Annotated in this window: 3 protein-coding genes; 1 reads left to right on the plus strand and 2 read right to left on the minus strand. The window is 70.9% G+C overall.

What is annotated here, in order from left to right; all coding sequences use genetic code 11:
• Window positions 1-16,284, minus strand: a 16,284-nt coding sequence (locus tag D7Y13_RS21495; protein ID WP_120630761.1) for a non-ribosomal peptide synthetase/type I polyketide synthase, incomplete at its 3' end; no start/stop codon positions are given.
• Window positions 16,285-16,554: 270 nt separating this feature from the next.
• Between D7Y13_RS21495 and D7Y13_RS21500 the strand changes: the two genes are divergently transcribed.
• The gene (locus D7Y13_RS21500; protein WP_158620323.1) at window positions 16,555-17,034 is read left to right on the plus strand and encodes a GNAT family N-acetyltransferase; all 480 of its coding nucleotides are present in this window, start codon (window positions 16,555-16,557) and stop codon (window positions 17,032-17,034) included.
• A gap of 11 nt (window positions 17,035-17,045) precedes the next feature.
• On the opposite strand, the gene D7Y13_RS21505 is transcribed toward D7Y13_RS21500, so the two are convergent.
• Entirely contained in the window at window positions 17,046-18,068 is a 1,023-nt protein-coding gene (locus tag D7Y13_RS21505) for an oxidoreductase (protein ID WP_233595415.1), read from the minus strand.
• Between the last annotated feature and the right edge of the window lie 819 nt (window positions 18,069-18,887).

Consider the following 18,887-nt stretch of genomic DNA (forward strand, 5'->3'; position numbering starts at 1 on the left):
AGCTGTGTATAAGAGACAGGGAGTGTTCAGGAGCAGGGGCTCGATGCGCGAGGCGAGGCCCGCGACGGTGGGCGCTTCGAAGAGCGCGGCCAGGGGCACCTGGACGTGGAAGGTGTCGCGGAGCTGGTTGAGGAGCTGCGCGGCCATGAGGGAGTTGCCGCCCAGCTCCAGGAAGTTGTCGTCGCGGCCGACGAAGTCCATGCCCAGCCGCTCGCGCCAGAGGGTGGCGATCCGGAGTTCGACATCGCCGCGCGGCGCGTCCTCACGGCCTGAAGGCACGGAGACGGAAGCAGGCTCCAGGGGAGGGTGGGCGGTCGGTGCTCTGGCGGCCGGAACGTTCACCGGGACAGGGTCCGCAGGCGTCGGAACCGCATGGCCCTCCGGAGCACGGGGCAATGCGGGCGTCACAGTCGGGAGGGCACTTGCAGGCGTCGCACTCGTGGCGGACGCAACCTCGGGCGGACGTCCGGAAGGCTTCGCGGCCGACGGCGCACCGTCCTGGCCGCGAGGCTCCACCCAGCAGCGCTTGCGCAGGAACGTATAGGTGGGCAGGTGCACGCGGCGCCGCTGCTCATGGGCGTAGAAGGCGCTCCAGTCCACCTCCAGGCCCGAGGTCCACAGCTCACCCACGCACTGGAGGAGGCCGGACTGCTCAGTGGTCGCCCCGCCCCGCCGCAGCGAAGCGAGCGCCTTCACCCGCTCCTTGTCCTCGCCAAGGCAGGCGCGCATCAGCGGCGTGAGGTCCTGGCCGGGCCCCACCTCCAGCAGCACGCTGCACCCTTCTTCGAGGAGCGAACCCACCGCGTCGGTGAAGCGCACGGGCTGACGCATCTGCGTGGCCCAGTAGTCGGCGGAGGCCAGCTCACCCGGTCGCGCCACGGCGCCGGTGAGGCTGGACACGTAGCGCACGGAAGGCTCATGGCGCTGGAGCGTGGCCACCACGCGCGCCAACTCCCCCATCAGGGGCTCCACGTCCGCGGAGTGGAAGGCATGAGGCGAGGGCATTCGCACCGCGCCGGCCTTGCGCTGCTGCAACAGGGCCTGGAAGCGCTCCACCTCCTCCACGGGGCCGGAGACGACGCACCGGTCCGGAGCGTTGATCGCGGCGAGCGTCAGACGTCCGGACAGCAGCGGCTGGACGTCCGTCGCCGGCAGGGCCACGCCAAGCATCGCGCCCGGGGGCAGCCGGTGCATCAGCTCGCCCCGGACCACGGCCAGTCGCAGGGCTTCGGGCAGGGAGAGCACCCCCGCGACACACGCGGCGGCGTACTCGCCAAAGCTGTGGCCGAGCACTGCATGGGGGACGATGCCCCAGTCCTGCCACAGCCGCGCCAGTGCCACCTGCACCGTGAAGAGCGCGGGCAGCGCGACGCGGGTGTCCGCGAGCACCGCCCCGTCGGCCTCGCGACCCGGGCGCAGCAGTGCTTCCACCCTCGCGCGCAGCGGCTCCTCCAACAGCGCGAGGCAGGTGTCCACATGCGCTCGGAAGGCCGGCAGGGACTCGGAAAGCTCCCGCCCCATGCCCAACTGCTGGCTGCCCTGTCCGGAGAAGACGAACGCCACCCGCTTGCGGCGGGCCGCCTCCACGTCCTTCACGCGCACTGGCGTGATCGACTTGCGCAGCTGCTTCGCCAGGTCCTCCGCGTCGCGCGCCACCACCGTGCGCCGGTACTCGAAGGCCCGCCGTCCGACGGCCTGCGTATACGCCGTGTCCGCGAGCGTCGTCTCCGCTCCGGAGACCTGCACGGAGAACTGGGACGACAAGGCCTCCAGGGCCCCTGGAGAACGGGCGGACAGCACATGCAACGCGAGCTGCTTCGCCACCGCCTCCAGCGCCTCGGACGAGCGCGCCGACAGCACCTGCTGGGCAAGCTTCAGCGAAGCCGCCTCCAACGCTTCCGGGGCCCGGTTCGCGAGCACGTGCGCCGCGAGCTTCAGCGCCGCCGCCTCCAGCGCCTCGGGTGAACGCGCCGACAGCACGAAGAGCTGGTGCGAGCGCGACGTGGGACCACTGGGGGCCACCGGCGCCTCCTCCAACACGGCGTGCGCGTTCGTTCCGCCCACCCCGAACGAGCTGACCGCGGCGCGTCGGGGCGTCTCCCCCCGGGGCCAGGGTCGCAGGCGGGTGTTGACGAAGAACGGCCCCGAGTCGAAGTCGATCTGGGGGTTCGGCTGCTCGAAGTGGAGGCTGGGAGGAATCTCGCCTTCACGCAGCGACAGCGCGACCTTGATGAGGCCCGCGATGCCCGCCACCGTGTCCAGGTGGCCCACGTTTGTCTTCAGCGACGCGAGCGCGATGGTGCCTCGATGTTCGGTCCCCAGGCCGTAGGCGCGCTGGAGCGCCGCGACCTCGATGGGATCGCCGAGTGGGGTCGCCGTGCCGTGTGCTTCCACGTAGCCGATGTCCCGGGGCGCCACGCCCGAGCGGTTCAGCGCCTGGGTGATGACGGCCGACTGCCCCTGCACGCTCGGCGCGGTGAAGCCGGACTTGTTGCGCCCGTCGTTGTTCACGGCGGTGGCGCGGATGACGGCGTGGATGGGGTCGCCGTCGCGCACGGCATCCTCCAACCGCTTGAGCACCACGGCGGCCACGCCACTGCCGGAGACCGTGCCCTTGCCCTGCGCATCGAAGGCGCGGCAGTGGCCATCCGGGGAGTAGATCATCCCCTCCTGGTGCACGTAGCCGGTGCGCTGCGGCACCGACAGCCGGGTCGCTCCCGCGAGCGCCACGTCCGACAGGCCCGTCAGCAGGTTCTGACAGGCGACGTGCACCGCCACGAGCCCCGTGGAGCACGCGGTGTATACGAGCATGCTCTCGCCGGTGAGCCCCAGCTTGTAGGACACCTTCGTCGGCAGGCTCTGGTACGTCGCGGTGCCGAACAGCTCGAAGAAGGCCGCCGAGTCCAGTGGCAGGTGCTGCCGGACCTCGTTCGCGTAGCCGGACTCGTTCGCCCCCGCGAACAGGGAGATGACGCCCGAGAAGCGCGAGGGGTCGATGCCCGCGTCCTCCAGCGCGGCCCAGGCGCACTGAAGGAACAGCCGCTGCTGCGGGTCGGTCCACTGCGCCTCGCGCAGGGACATGTCGAAGAAGGCGGGATCGAACTGATCAATGTCCGCGAGCACGCCCTGCGCGGGGACGAAGCCCGGGTGCTGCCACAGCTCCACGCCCGGGGGCAGGCCGGGCAGGTGCTCCAGTTCCTCGGGAGAGAAGCGGGAGATGGACTCCACGCCCTCGCGCAGGTTCTTCCAGAACTCATCCACCGAGGTTGCCCCCGGGAACCGCCCGGACATGCCGACGATGGCGATGGCCCCTGAAGGCAGCGCGGGCGTCGGAGCCTTCTCCGACGTTCCCGGTGACACCCCGGAGGAAGGCGCAGGCGCTGCCGTTGTCGAAAACGTGGGGGCCGGCGCTGATTGCCCCAGCGTCGGCCCAGGCGAGGCGGTGAGAATCAACGCGGGTGCCGACACTGCCGCAGCCGTAGGCGTCGGACGTGGAGCCGCCGGCTCCGCCAGAGGCGCGACGGCCTTCGTGCCCTCCCGCTCCAGACGCTGGGCGAGCGCATGGACAGTGGGATGTTCGAACAGCCAGACCACGGGCACGTCGCGCTGGAGCGCTTCACGCAGCCGGTGGCTGACGCGCACCACGGTGAGCGACGTGCCGCCCAGGTCTTCGAAGAAATGGTCGTGCACGCCGATGCGGCGGGCTCCCAGTTCCCGCGCCCAGATGGCGGAGAGCTGATCCTCCAGCGGACTTGCGGGCTCCACGAAGCGGCCCTTGCGCGCGGTGGACGCGGCGTCGGGCTCCGGAAGGGCCTTGCGGTCCAGCTTGCCGTTGGGGGTGAGCGGCAGGGCCGGCAGCGTGACGAACGCGGTCGGCACCATGTACTCGGGCAGCCGCTGCCGCAGGTGTTCGCGCAGGGCCTGGACGTCCAGCACGCCAGCGACGGTGGGCACCACGTAGGCCACGAGCCGCTTGTCGCCCGGCACATCCTCGCGCACGAGCACGGCGGCATCGGCGAGGGCAGGGCGCCAGCCCTTGAGCGCGGCTTCGACCTCGGACAGCTCGATGCGGTAGCCGCGCACCTTCACCTGACTGTCGATGCGACCCAGGAAGTCCAGGCTCCCATCCGCGCGCCAGCGCACCAGATCGCCCGTGCGGTACACGCGCTCGCCCTCCGAGGTCGCGAACGGATCCGGCACGAAGTGCTCCGCCGTGAGCTCCGGACGGGAGAGGTAGCCGCGCGCGAGCCCGTCACCGCCGATGAGCAGCTCCCCAGGAACGCCCACGGGCACGGGCCGGAGCGCGCCGTCCACCACGTACACCCGCGTATTCGACACGGGGGGACCGATGGGGAGCAGGTCGCCCGTCACATCCTCGGGGCGCTCCATGCGCAGGCAGCAGGTGAAGACGGTGGCCTCGGTAGGGCCGTAGCCGTTGACCACCGGGAGGCCCAGCGTCTCCACCACGCGGCGCGTGTGCGTGGGCGACAGGACATCCCCGCCCACGAAGAGCTGCCGCAATCCGCGCAGCACCTCCAGCTTCACGTCCACCACCTGCGCGAACAGGCCCGCGGACAGGTAGAGCGACGTGACGCCGTGACGGCGCAGGACCTGTCCCAGCAGCTCCAGGTCGGTGGGGGGCTGCGGCGGGAAGACGACGAGCCGACCTCCGGACAGCAGCGGGCCCCAGATCTCCAGCGTGGACGCGTCGAAGGACAGCGGCGCGATGAGCAGGAAGGACTCGTCCGGAGCGAAGCGGCCCCAGGCGGCACCGTGTAGCAGGCGCAGCACGCCCCGGTGCTCCACCGCGACGCCCTTGGGGCGCCCCGTGCTGCCGGAGGTGAAGTCCACGTACGCGAGGTTCCGCGCGGAAATCACCACGTCCGGAGCGGTGGTGGGCTGTCCCTCCAGGGACTGCTCCTCCACGAAGAGGCAAGGCACCGCGTCCGGAATGGACAGCGTGGAGCGCAGCGAACGCGTGGTGACGAGCAGCCGGGGCGGAGCGTCCTCCACCATGAGCGACAGCCGCCGCGCCGGATACGCCGCGTCCAGTGGCACGTACGCGCCCCCGGCCTTGAGGATGGCCAGCAGCGTGACGATGAGCTCCACGGAGCGCTCCAGGCAGACCGCCACGAGCGCATCCGGACCCACGCCCAGCGACCGAAGCACGTGGCCCAGCGCATTGGCGCGCGCGTCGAGCTGGGCATACGTCAGCCGCGTATCTCCGAACTCCAGCGCGATGGACTCCGGGCGCAAGGCGACCTGATGCGCGAAGCGCTCGGCCAGGTTCGACTCTCGCGGGTAGTCCACGCCGGTGGCATTCCACGTCGTGAGCACCTGTCGGCGCTCCTCCGCCGTGAGCCACTCCAGGCGGGACAGCGCCACGTCCGGATCCGCGACGACCGCGTCCAGCAGCGTGCGCAGGTGGCCGATCAGCCGCTCCACGGTGGAGCGCTCGAAGAGGTCGGTGCTGTATTCGAGCACGCCGCGCAGGCCGTCCGGTGCCTCGTGCAGCAACAGGCCCAGGTCGAAGCGCGCCGTGGCGTTGTCCACCGGCACCGGGCGCAGCGTGAGGCCCGGCGCCTTCAGCTCGCCGGTGGGGGCGTTCTGGAGCGCGAAGACAGCCTGCACCAGGGGATTGCGGCTCAGGTCGCGATCCACCTGAAGCTCCTCCACCAGCTTCTCGAACGGAAGGCCCTGGTGCTCGAACGCGGAGAGCGTCGAGGACCGGACCTGGGCGAGCAGGGTCCGGAACGTGTCCCCCGACCGCACGCGCCCGCGCAGCACCAGCGTGTTCACGAAGAAGCCGACCAGTCCCTCCAGCTCCCCGTACTCACGGCCCGCGATGGGTGAACCCACCAGCAGCTCCTCCTGCCGCGAGTAGCGCGACAGCAGCACCTGCCACACCGCGAGCAGCGCCATGTAGGGCGTCGCCCCTTCCTTGCGGCCCAGCGCCACCAGCCGCTCCACCGACTCCGAAGGCAGGTGCACGGGAAGCAGCGCACCGTGCGTGGACTGGAGCGCGGGGCGGACCTTGTCGGTGGGCAGCTCCAGCACACGCGGAGCCCCGGCGAGGTGCTGCTTCCACCACGCCACCTGCTGCGCCAGCACGTCCCCCTGGAGCCAGGAGCGCTGCCACACGGCGAAGTCGGCGTACTGCACCGGCAGCGCGGGAAGCACGGGCGTGCGGCCCGAGGAGAAGGCCTCGTAGCCCGCCACCACCTCCCGCACCAACACGCCCAGGGACCAACCGTCGGAGACGATGTGGTGCATGCACAGGAGCAACACGTGTGCCCCCTCCTCCAGGCGCAGGAGGCGCGTGCGAAGGAGCGGACCCCGGCCCAGATCGAACGGACGCGCGGCCTCCTCCACGGAGATCCGGCGGGCCTCCTCCTCGCGCCTCTCTCCATCCACGGCCGACAGGTCGGTGACGGGCAGGTCCCACGCGGAGGCGGGATGCACCGTCTGGACGGGCTGCCCGTCCTTCATCGCGAAGGTGGAGCGAAGGGCCTCGTGGCGGGTGACGACGAACTCCAGGGCACGGCGCAGGGCCTCGGTGTCCAACGTGCCTTCCAGCCGCAGCGCGGTGGGGACGTTGTAGTGACTGCCGCCCGGGCGCAGTTGTTCCACCACCCAAAGCCGCTGCTGCGCGAAGGACAGCGGCAGGTCCCGTTCCCGCGACGTGGGGACGAGCGCGGGAATCGCCGGGCCGGTGACGCGCGAGAGCAGTTGGGCCTCCACCCGGTCCGTGAGTCGCGCGACGGTGGGCGCATCGAAGAGCGCGCGCAGCGGCAACTCCACGCCGAACGTGGTCCGCAGCCGGGAGATCAGCTGCGTGGCCAGGAGCGAGTGGCCTCCGATGACGAAGAAGTCATCGTGCAGTCCCACCGTCTCCAGGCGCAGCAGGTCCTGGAACAGCGTGGCGATGCGCTTCTGGAAGAACGACAGGTGCTCCGGAGCCGAGGGGCCGGCGGCGACCGAGCGCGCATCCGGCGAGGGCAGCGCCTTGCGATCCACCTTGCCCACGGGCGTGAGCGGCAGGGCCTCCAGCGACACGAACGCGGAGGGCACCAGGGGCGCGGGCAGCCGTTCGGAGACGAAGGCGCGCAGCTCCGCCGCGTCCACCGGCGTCCCAGGCACGTACCAGGCCACCAGCCGGGGATCGCCCGCGCCACCGTCGAGCACCCCGGCCACCGCGGCCTTCACCGAAGGGTGCTGCCGGAGGATGGCTTCCACTTCGCTCAGCTCGATGCGGAAGCCGCGCAGCTTCACCTGCGTGTCGATGCGGCCCAGGAAGTCCAGGGTGCCCTCCGGCAGCCAGCGCACCCGGTCTCCGGTGCGGTAGAGCCGGGCCCCGGGCACGTCGCCGAAGGGCGAGGGCACGAAGCGTTCGGCGGTCAGCTCGGGGCGCCCCAGGTAGCCGCGCGCGAGGCCATCCCCACCCAGGTACAGCTCGCCCGGGACGCCCACGGGCACGGGCTGTCCATGGGCATCCAGCACGTACGTCTGGACCCGCGTCATCGGACGACCGATGGGCACCGACGTGGCGTGTTCCAGCAGGTCCACCAAATCGTGCGTGGTGACGCCGACCGTCGTCTCCGTGGGGCCATACAGGTTCACCAACCGGCCCGGAGGCTCCGCCCGCAGCACCCCGCGAGCCGCATCCGCGTTCGCGGCCTCACCCGCGAAGAGCACCACGCGCATCGTGGCGAACGCGTCCGGAACCTCGCGGGCCACCGTGTGGAACAACGCCGTGGCGAACAGGGCGGTGGTGGCACCCACCTCGCGCAGGGTCCGCGCCAGCTCCCTGGGAGACAGCGTCACGTCGCGCGGAAGGATGACCAGCCGGGCGCCATTGAGCAGCGCACCCCAGACCTCGAAGGTGGCCAGGTCGAACGACGGCGTACCGGCCTGCACCATGCAGTCGTCCGGCGTCAGCCGCACGTAGTTCGTGTCCCGCACCAGGTGCGCGATGGAGTGGTGCGTGATGCCCACGCCCTTGGGCCTGCCGGTGGAACCCGACGTGTAGAGCACGTAGGCCAGCTGCTCCGGATCCACGACCACGCCTTCGGGTGGCAGCACCGACTGTCGGTCGAGCACCGCCGCGTCGGAGTCCAGGCACACCGTGGGCAGGGAATGCACCGGCAGCGCCCCCAGGAGTTCCTGCTGGGCCACCACCGCGCAGATGCCCGCGTCCTCGAACATGAACGCGAGCCGCGGACGTGGGTACGCCGGGTCCATGGGCACGTAGCAGCCGCCGGCCTTGAGGATGCCGAGCATCCCCACCACCAGCCCCAACCCCCGCTCCACGCACAGCGCGACGCGGGCCTCCGGCCGCAGCCCAGAGGCGAGCAGGTGCCGGGCAAGCTGGTTGGCGCGAGCCTCCAGCGCCGCGTAGGTGAGCGACCGTCCTTCGACTTGCACCGCCACGGCGTCAGGCGCGCGCAGGACGTGCGGCGCGAACAACTCCGGGACGCCATGGGGCGTGAGCGGCCGGTGCGTCGCGTTCCAGTCCACCAGCACGCGTTGACGCTCGGAGCCTTGCAGCAGCGAATGCCGCGACACCGGAACCTCTGGCCGGGACGTGAGCGCCCCGAGCAACGCCTGGAGGTGCGTCACCATCCGGGCGACGGTGGTGGGCGTGAAGAGGTCGGTGCTGAAGTTGAGCTCGCCGCTGAACGCGCCGTCTCGCTCCTGGAGGCTGAAGTCCAGGTCGAACTTCGCCGTGGTGATCTCCCCGCTGCGCAGCTCCAGGCGCAGGCCGGGAAGCTCCAGCGCTCCCACCGGTGCGTTCTGGAGCGTGAAGGCCACCTGGAACAGCGGCGAGCGGCTCAGGTCCCGAGCCCCCTGCATGCCCTCCACCAGCTTCTCGAAGGGAAGGTCCTGGTGCGCGTACGCCGCGAGCGTCGTCGCCTTCACCTGGGCCAGCAGCGACCGGAACGAAGCGCGCGGGTCGATGCGGGCCCGCAGCACCAGCGTGTTCACGAAGAAGCCGATGAGGCCCTCGGTCTCCGCGCGGTTGCGGTTGGCGATGGCGGAGCCCACGAGGACGTCGTCCTGTCCGGCGTAGCGCGACAGCAGCAACTGGAAGCCCGCGAGCAGCACCATGAAGGCCGTTGCGCCTTCCCGTGCCGCCAGCGCCTTCACGGACGCGGACAGCTCCGGCGACAGCGTCACGGGGAGCGATGCACCCCGGAACGACTGCGTGGCGGGACGAGGCTTGTCGGTGGGAAGCTCCAGCGCCGTGGGCGCATCGACGAGCTGCTGACGCCACCAGTCCAGCTCCGCCTGGAGCACGTCCCCCCGCAGCCACTGGCGCTGCCAGAGCGAGAAGTCGGCGTACTGGAGGGGCAGGGCGGGGAGGGCGGCCGGCTGACCGGACGCGAAGGCGCGATACAGCGAGCCCAGCTCGCGCGCGAAGACGCCGATGGACCAACCGTCTGACACGATGTGATGCAGCGTGAGCAGCAACCAGTGCCGCCGTGCCTCCAGCCGCACCAGCACGGCGCGCACGAGCGGACCGGTGCCCAGGTCGAAGGGTCGGGTGGCCTCCACCGCGGAGTGCCGCCGCGCTTCGGCCTCGCGACGCTCCTCGGGGAGGGACTCCAGGTCGATGACGGACAGCGAGAGCCGTCCCTCTGCGTGGATGCGCTGGACCGGCGAATCCCCTTCGGAAGCGAACGTGGTGCGCAGGGCTTCATGGCGCTGCACCAGGGCCTGGAGGGACTGCTCCAGCGCGCTGGCGTTCAAGGTGCCGCCGAGCACGAGGACGCCGGGCACGTTGTAGAAGGCACTGCCGGGCTGGAGCTGATCCAGGAACCACAGGCGCTGCTGCGCGAAGGACAGCGGCACCGGTCCGGTGCGAGGCGTGGCCACGAGCAGCGGCACGCGCGGAGCCGAGTCCTCCCGGGCCCGCAGCGCGGCGACGCGGACGGCGAGCGTCTCCACCGTGGGCGCGGCGAAGAGGTCCCCCAGCGGCAGCTCCACCCCGAACGCCGAGCGCAGGCGCGACACCACCTGCGTGGCCAGCAGCGAATGGCCGCCCAGGTCGAAGAAGTCATCGTGGATGCCCACTCGAGCCACGTGCAGCACTTCGCCAAAGAGGCCCGCCAGTTGTTCCTCGATCGCATCGCGAGGGGCGACGAAGCGCTCCGCCGCCACCGGGGCTTCGGGCTCCGGCAGGGCCGAGCGATCCAGCTTGCCGTTGGCGTTGAGGGGCATCGCCTCCAGCACCACGAAGGCACCGGGGATCAGGTAGTCGGGAAGCCGCTGCTGGAGGGCGGAGCGCAGGGCTTGTCCTTCCAACGCCTCACCGACGACGTAGGCCACCAGCCGCTTGTCTCCGGCAGGGGCCTCGCGCACCACGGCCACGGCTTCATGCACGCCCGGCAGGGCGCGCAGGGCCGCTTCGACTTCGCCCGGCTCGATGCGGAAGCCGCGCAGCTTCACCTGGAAGTCGGTGCGCCCCAGGAAGTCCAACGTGCCGTCCGCCCGCCAGCGGGCCCGGTCTCCGGTGCGGTACAGGCGCGCCCCAGGCGTGGTGCTGAACGGGTGCGGGAGGAAGCGCTCGGCGGTGAGCGCGGGCTGGCGCAGGTAGCCCCACGCGAGTCCTTCGCCCCCGACGTACAGCTCCCCGGGCAGGCCAGGAGGCACCGGGCGCAGCGCCGCGTCCAGCACGTACGCGGTGGAGTGCGGGAGCGGACGTCCAATGGGAACGGAGGCGCCCACCGGATCACCCGAGTGCATCGCGTGGGTGGTGGAGAAGGTGGTGTTCTCCGTGGGGCCGTAGCCGTTGACGAGCACGGCGTCCGGACCGATTCGCGCCAGGTGCTCCCGCACGCGGACGGCGGGAAGCACGTCACCGCCCGCCAGCACCTGGGGCACCGCGGCGAGGGCGTCCGGATGGTGCACCGCCATCTGTTCGAAGAGCGCGGCCGTCAGCCACAGCGTGGTGACGCGATGGCGGGCCAGGGTCTCGGCGATGCGCGCGAGGGACAGCTCCCCCGGAGGCGCGAGCACGAGCCGGGCGCCGTTGAGCAGCGCGCCCCAGATTTCAAGGGTGGATGCATCGAAGGCGGCCGGTGCGAGTTGGAGGACGACCTCCTCGGAGCCGAAGCGCAGGAAGTCGTTGTCCACCACCAGTCGCAGCACGGCGCGGTGCGGAACGCAGACGCCCTTCGGCAGGCCCGTGGAGCCGGAGGTGAAGAGGACGTAGGCGAGGCTGTCACCCTCCAGCCCTGGAGCAGGCAGCGCCGTCGCCGGACGTGACGCCAGCGACGAGGACTCCTCGTCCAGCAACACCAGCGGCGTCAGCAAGGCAGGCAGCTCGTCCGCGAGCGAAGCCACGGTGACGACCAGCGCGGCGCCGGACTGTTCCAGCAGCAGCGACCACCGCTCGGGCGGGGCGTTCAGGTCGACGGGGACATAGGCGGCACCGGCCTTGAGCACGGCCAGCAGCGAGAGGATGAGTTCCCGCGAACGGGGCAGGAGCACCGCGACGCGGCTGCCCTCGGCGATGCCCAGGGCGCGCAGGTGGCGCGCGAGCTGATTCGAGCGCGCATCCAGATCGCCATAGGTGTCGTTGCCCTCCTCGGAAACCAACGCCAGGGCGTTGGGCGCGAGAGCGACCTGCTGAGCGAAGCGCGCGGGGATGGACTGCCGGGAGAAGTCGCGGACGGCCGGGGCCCCGCTCCAGTCCTCCAGCACCCGCCGTCGGTCCTCACCCGCCAGCAGCGACAGCCGCTCCATCGGCGAGTCGAGCTGTCCGGGAAGCGCTTCGAGCAACGTGGCGTAGTCGCGGAGCAGACCCTGGAGGAAGGCGGCGTCGAAGAGGTCGGTGTTGTAGTGGAGGCCGCCGGTGAAGCCGTCCGGTGACTCCTCTAGGATGAGGCTGAAGTCGTACTTCGAGGACGTGACGGGGGAGGGCACTTCGCGCAGCGTGAGCCCCGGAGCGCGCCACTCCGTGGTGGGTGCGTTCTGGAGCGTGAGGGTGACCTGGAAGAAGGGCGTGTGGCTCGTGTCGCGCGCGGGCTGAAGCTCCTCCACCAGCTTCTCGAAGGGGACGTCCTGGTGCTCGAAGGCGCCCAGCGTCGTCGCCTTCACCTGGGCCAGCAGCGTCCGGAACGAAGCGCGCGGGTCGATACGGGCCCGCAGCACCAGCGTGTTCACGAAGAAGCCGATGAGCCCCTCGGTCTCCGCCCGGGTGCGTCCCGCGACCGGAGCGCCCACGCTGACGTCTTCCTGGCCGGCATACCGCGACAGCAGGAACTGGTACGCGGCCAGCAACACCATGAAGGGCGTGACGCCCTCCTGCTTCGCCACCGCGTGCACAGCGTCCGCCAGCCTCCGTGGCAGTCGCACGGGGAGATGATCCCCATTGACAGTCTGCACGGCCGGACGCGGCCGGTCGGTGGGAAGCATCAACAGCGGAGGCGCACCGGCGAGTTGTTCCCGCCACCATCCGAGCTGCGTCGCGAGCAGCTCCCCCTGCATCCGCTGTCGCTGCCACGAGGCGAAGTCGGCGTACTGGACGGGCAGGGGAGGCAGCGCGGGCGTCTCTCCGGAAGCCAGCGCGCGGTAGAGGGCGACCAGCTCCCGCACGAGGATCCCCGTGGACCAGCCATCCGAGGCGATGTGGTGCGTAAGGACGAGCAGCACATGCCGCGTCTCCTCCAGGCGCACCAGCACCGCGCGGAAGAGGGGACCCCGGGCCAGGTCGAAGGAGCGCCGTGCCTGCTCGGAGATGACCTCTCGCAGCCGGGCCTCGCGTGGCTCGGGGGCGAGCGTGCCCAGGTCCACCGTTTCGAAGGGACACGCCGTGTCGGAAGCGATGCGCTGGACCGGACCGTGGGGACCGGCGGCGAACGTGGTGCGCAGCACCTCATGGCGTTGGACCAGCGCGTCCAGCGCCTGTCGCAGCGCCCCGGCCTGGAGGTCTCCCTCGATCAGGACGGAGCCGGGCAGGTTGTAGGCGACGGAGCCGGGCTGGAGCTGATCCAGGAACCACAGGCGCTGCTGCGCGAAGGACAGCGGCAGGTCTTCGTCACGGGAAACGGAGCGCAGCGGCAGCTCCTGGACTCCGGGGGCGTGTCCCTGGCCTGCGTCGATCGCCGATGCGAGGGCCCCGAGCGTGGACGTCTTGAAGACGGCGCGCAGCGGAAGCTCGAACTGGAAGGCCGCACGGATCCGCGAGAGGAGCTGCGTGGCCAGCAGGGAGTGGCCTCCCAGGGCGAAGAAGTCGTCGTGAACGCCCACGCGCTCGACGCGCAGCAGCTCCGTCCACAGGGCAGCGAGTCGCTCCTCGGTGGGAGTCCTCGGAGCGACATGCACCGGGGCGACGACCGTGGCGGCGTCGGGGACGGGCAGGGCCTTGCGGTCGACCTTGCCGCTGGCGGTGAGGGGCAGGGCGTCCAGCGGGACGAAGGTCGCGGGCACCATGTACTCGGGAAGCTTCTCCACGAGGAACGCACGGAGGGCCTCGGTCTCCACCCGGGGCGCGTCCGCACGGCCGACGAGATACGCCACCAGCCGCGTGTCGCTGGCCGTGGTGCCGGCGCGAGCGACCACCACCGCCTGACGCACGGCGGGGTGTTGCTCCAGCGCGGCTTCAATCTCCCCCAACTCGATGCGCAGCCCGCGCACCTTCACCTGGAAGTCCGTGCGGCCCAGGTACTCGATGGCGCCGTCAGGCAGCCAGCGGGCCACGTCCCCGGTGCGGTACAGCCGGGCCCCGGGCGTGTCGCCGTACGCATCCGGAACGAAGCGCTCCGCGGTCAGCTCCGGCCGGCCGAGATACCCCCGTCCCACCTGCACGCCGCCGATGAACAGCTCCCCGGGAACACCCTGGGGCACCGGCCGCAGCGTCGCGTCCAACAGTCGGATCTGCGTGTTGGCCACCGGGTGGCCGATGGGCACCGAGCGCCCCAGCTTCCCGCGCACGCACTCATGCGCGGTGACCTCCACCGCGGCCTCGGTGGGGCCGTAGAGGTTGTGCAGGCGCACGGTGGGAAGCCGCTCCAGGCACCGCTCGGCCAGCTCCAGCGGCAGGGCTTCTCCGCTGCACACCACCTGGCGCAGCGACGCGCAGCGCTCCAGGCCGGGCTCCTCCAGGAACACCTGGAGCATGGACGGCACGAAGTGCGTGGTGGTGACGCGCTCCCGGGCGATGAGGTCCGCCAGATAGCCGGGCTCCTGGTGTCCACCGGGCCGTGCCACCACCAGCCGCGCGCCCGTCATCAGGGGCCAGAAGAACTCCCACAGGGACACGTCGAAGCTGAAGGGCGTCTTCTGCAACACCGCGTCGTCAGGCGACAGCGGATGCGCGCCCTGCATCCACAGCAGGCGGTTGATGATGCCGGGGTGCGCGTTCATCGCGCCCTTGGGTCGTCCCGTGCTGCCAGAGGTGAAGATGACGTAGGCCAGCGCCTCCTCGGGCGACACTGGAGGCGGGGTCGCGGAGGGCTGGCACTCCACCTCCTCCCATTGGGAGTCCAGGCGGAGCACCGTCCCATCATGGACGGGCAGTCGCGATACCAGCCGCTCCTGGGTAAGGAACACGGCGGGCCGCGCGTCCTCCGCCATCCACGCGAGGCGCTGGGCGGGGAAGGACGGATCAAAGGGCACGTAGACGCCACCGGCCTTCAGCGTGGCGAGCAGCGCCACCACCAGCTCCAGCGAGCGCTCCAACAACAGCCCGACCCGGACCTCCGGCCCCACGCCCAGCCTTCGCAGGTGCCACGCGAGCTGGTTGGCGCGCGCATCCAGTCGGGCATACGTCAGGGATGCGCCCTCGAAGGTGACCGCCACCGCGTCGGGCGTGCGCGCCACCTGTGCCTCCACGAGCTGATGCAGCAGCACCCCGCGCGCAAACGCCTCGCGAGGTCCGTTCCACGCATGGAGCACGCGCTGACGCTCCTCCGCGTCCAGCAGGGACAGCTCCGACAGGCGCGCTTCAGGTCGGGCGACGGCGTCCTCCAGGAGGTTGCGCAGGTGGCCCAGCAGCCGTGCCACCGTGGCCTCGTCGAAGAGCGCGGTGCGGTATTCGGCGGTGAGCCGCAGGCCCTCCGGCCGTTCAATGGCGAAGAGGGTGAGGTCGAACTGGGAGAAGCCCCGGTCGACGCTGCGCGCATCGAGTGAGATTCCGGCGTGCCGCGCGAGGGACAGGGGCGCGTTCTGCAGGGCGAACATCACCTGGAAGAACGGAGGAACGTCCAGGTGGCGCGGCGGCTGGAGGACCTCCACCAGCTTCTCGAAGGGCACGTCCTGGTGGGCGAAAGCCCCCAGCGCGGACGCCTGCACGCGGGCGATGAGCGCCCGGAAGGACGGGTCACCTTCCAGCGAGGTGCGAAGGGCCAGCGTGTTGACGAACAGGCCGATGAGCCGCTCCAGCTCCGCACGGGAACGCCCGGCGATGGGCGTCCCCACCGTGAGATCGTCCTGGCCTGAGTAGCGCAGCAGCAGCACCTTGAAGCCCGCGAGCAGGACCGTGAAGAGCGTGCTGCCCTCCTGCCTCGCGAGGGCCGACAGCCGCTGAAGCAGCTCCGGAGGCAGCAGCGCGGACACGGTCGCGCCCCGGGGATCCCCCTGCGCGCCGCGGGGCCGGTCGGTGGGCAGCGTCAGGACGGCCCGGGCATCCAGCCGCGAGCGCCACCACTCGAGCTGGGACTCCAGCGCGGGGCCCCGCAGCGACTCGCGCTGCCACACGGAATACTCCGGGTACTGCAGGGGCAGCTCGGGCAGCGTCACGGGTTCGCCCGCCGCCAGCGCTTCGTAGGCCGCGCCCAGCTCCTGCACCAGCACGCCCAGGGACCAACCGTCGGAGACGGCGTGGTGCAGCTTGAGCATCAGCAGGTGATCGCTGTCGGAGATGACGAAGAGCGCGGCGCGCAGCAGGGGCCCCTGCTCCAGGTCGAACGGCGCCCGGGCCTCTTCCCGCAGCCTGCGCCACGCCGCGTCCGCGTCCGCCACGCGTTCGACGGGAAGCGGCACGGTCAGCGCGGGCGCGATGTGCTGCCACGGACGCCCGTCCTGCTCCACGAAGGTGGTGCGCAGCGCGGCGTGACGGCGCACGACTTCATTCAGGCTGCCCGCCAGCGACTCCACGTCGAGCTTCCCGGAAAGGCGCACGGACTGGATGAGGTCCAGCCCTGCCTGCCCAGGCGCCAGCCGCTCCTGGAACCACAGGCGCTCCTGGGCGAATGAGGCGGGCACGCGGTGCGAGGGCCGAAGCTTCTCGCGCAGCAGCTCCGCCAGCCGCGCGCGCTTCTGCTCAGGGGTAGGGGCCATGGGCTTGCGACTCCTTGAGGGGGCTTCGCTGGGGCACTCGGAAACAGCGTTGCGACACGTTCCCGGGCTGCGAGGCGGCGGATAGTAGACAGCGCCTCCGACACCCGGCAGCGTTTTGCGCCCCTGCCCGGTCGTCAGCTCGCAGCGGACCCGAGGCTGCGTGGACCGCGCGGGAATTCAATGCCACGCCCGGTGTTGGGCGCGCCGTGACAGCGGTGTTTGACCGTGATGGTGGAACGCCCTGCGCATCCCCTTCGCAGGCTGACGACGATGCCCGACGCTGCTCCCTCCACGATTCGCGAAGCGACGCCCGGTGACGCTGGCCTCCTCACGCGCGTGTTGCGCGAAGCCTTCGAGGAGTACCGGGGACGCCTGGAGCCGCCCTCCAGCGCGCACGACAAGACGGAGGCCGTGGTGACACGGGAGCTGCGGGACGGCGGGGCCTTCGTGGTGGAAGCGGACGGACTGCCGCAAGGCTGCGTGTTCTTCCATCCGAAGGAGGACCACGTCTACCTGGATCGGCTCGCGGTGCTGCCGGCCTTCCGGGGCCGGGGGTTGTCGCTCCAGCTCATGCGCGCGGTGGAGGCCCGAGCGCGCGAGCTGGGACACACGCGGGTGCGCCTGTCGGTGCGGCTCGCGCTGACGTCGCACCACGCGTGGTACGCGGGCCAGGGCTACGCCTTCCATTCCCACGGCACGCACGCGGGCTACGCATCGCCCACGTTCCTGGTGCTGGAGAAAGCGCTCTAGCCCGGAGGTAATCAGTCCCGGGGCAGGGTGATGCGCCGGCCCTCCGCGTCACTCTGGAGGGCGGCCTGGAGGACGCGCACGGTCTGGCTCGCGCTCAGCGCGGACACCGGCACCGGGGCGCCGTGCAGGATGGCGGCGGCGAGCTGGCGGTAGAAATGGCCGTAGTCGCCGGGCGCGGTGGGCACGCTCTCCCCGGAGGTCAGCAGCCGGCCATGGTTCGCCGGAGGCTCGCTGCCGAAGTCCGGATGGCCGGGGCGCAGGCCCGCTTCAAGCTGACCCTCCTGCGGATCCAGGCCGGACTTCACGTAGGCATCCCGGTCCCCCTGCAACACGAAGCGGGGCCACGGCGCATGCACCACCGAACCCGAGTGCAGGAGCACGCGCAGCGCGCCATACCGCAACACCAGATGGAACCAGTCGGTGCCCTGTGCGCCGGGGCGCTGCCGGCCCAGGTCCGCACCCACCGACTCCGGAATGCCGAAGAGCTGCACGGCTTGATCGACGAGGTGCGAGCCCAGGTCCCACAGCGTGCCGCCGCCGGGCACATCCTGTTCCTTCCAGCGCGCCTTCACCTCTGGACGGAAGCGGTCGAAGTGGCTCTCCAGGCTGTAGAGCGTCCCCAGCCGTCCCTGGCTCAGGAGCTGGCGCACGGTGAGGAAGTCGCCGTCCCAGCGACGGTTGTGGAACACGGTGAGACACAGGCCGCGCTCCTTCGCGAGCCCGTCCAGCCGGAGCGCTTCGTCCGCATCCAGCGCGAAGGGCTTCTCCACCACCACGTGCTTGCCCGCGCGCAGGGCCTGTTCGGCGAGCGACGCGTGGCTGTCATTGGGCGTGCAGACGACGAGCACGTGCAGGTCCGGATCCGACAGCAGGGAGTCCACCGTGCCCGTCCGGACGCCCGGCCAGTCGCGCGCCACGACGTCGGCGCGGCGCGACGCGACGGCGGCCAGCGTGAAGGCGGGCTCCGTGGCCACCAGCGGCCCATGGAAGCGCGAGCCGGACAGGCCATAGCCGAGGAGACCCACACGCAACACGGAACCCGGGGCGGGAGCAGAAGCCATGCGTGGCACGTTAGCGGGAAATGGCGCTGGCGCGGACCTCCCTCCGTGCCGCGCCGCTGTTGTCCAGTCGACAGTCTTGAATCAAATACAGAAATACAGTCATAAACAGGAAAAAGCCGCATCTAGAGTCATGTCTTCACGTCGAGGGGGTATTGACACATGAAGACTCAAAAACACGCATTCATCCGTGGAATGGTCGCTGGACTGCTCGTCACCACGCTGTTCGGCTGTGGTGATGAAGCGGGTTCCCCTCTCGGAATAGAAACAGCGACAAGGGAGGCGGCGAGTCACTGCACCATGATTGACGCGACCGATCCCGAGGTCGCGCGACTTCTCAAGGGCGCGAAACGGACGCCCATCGGCCTGCCCACGGAAGAGCATGTGAATGGGCAGAGGATTTCGTCCTTGCGATTCCAGGTGGAGCCCGAGCTCACGTCGCAAGCCGTCTCGGGTGGGGCATTGGCCCCCATGGCCATGGGAATCGGGAAGGTCGTCTGCACGGGGGGATGCACGGGTAAGAACTGTGCTGCGCCCACGGGGTGCACTGCCACCCATGGAGGCTGCACCCGGGTCGAGTGCGATGCTCACTGTGATGGCTCCTGCACCATCCGGACGGAGTACGATCCCGCGGACGCAGGTGTTTCTGACGCAGGTGTTTCTGACGCAGGTGTTTCTGACGCGGGTGCCGCCGACTCGGGCACTGCCGACGCGGGCACCGCTGACGCAGGCGCCTCGGACGCGGGGCCCGCCGCGTCCTGATGCGCGGAGGTGTCCCAACCCCCGGGCCCCTCC

This window comes from Corallococcus praedator (assembly GCF_003612125.1).
GTDB lineage: Bacteria > Myxococcota > Myxococcia > Myxococcales > Myxococcaceae > Corallococcus > Corallococcus praedator.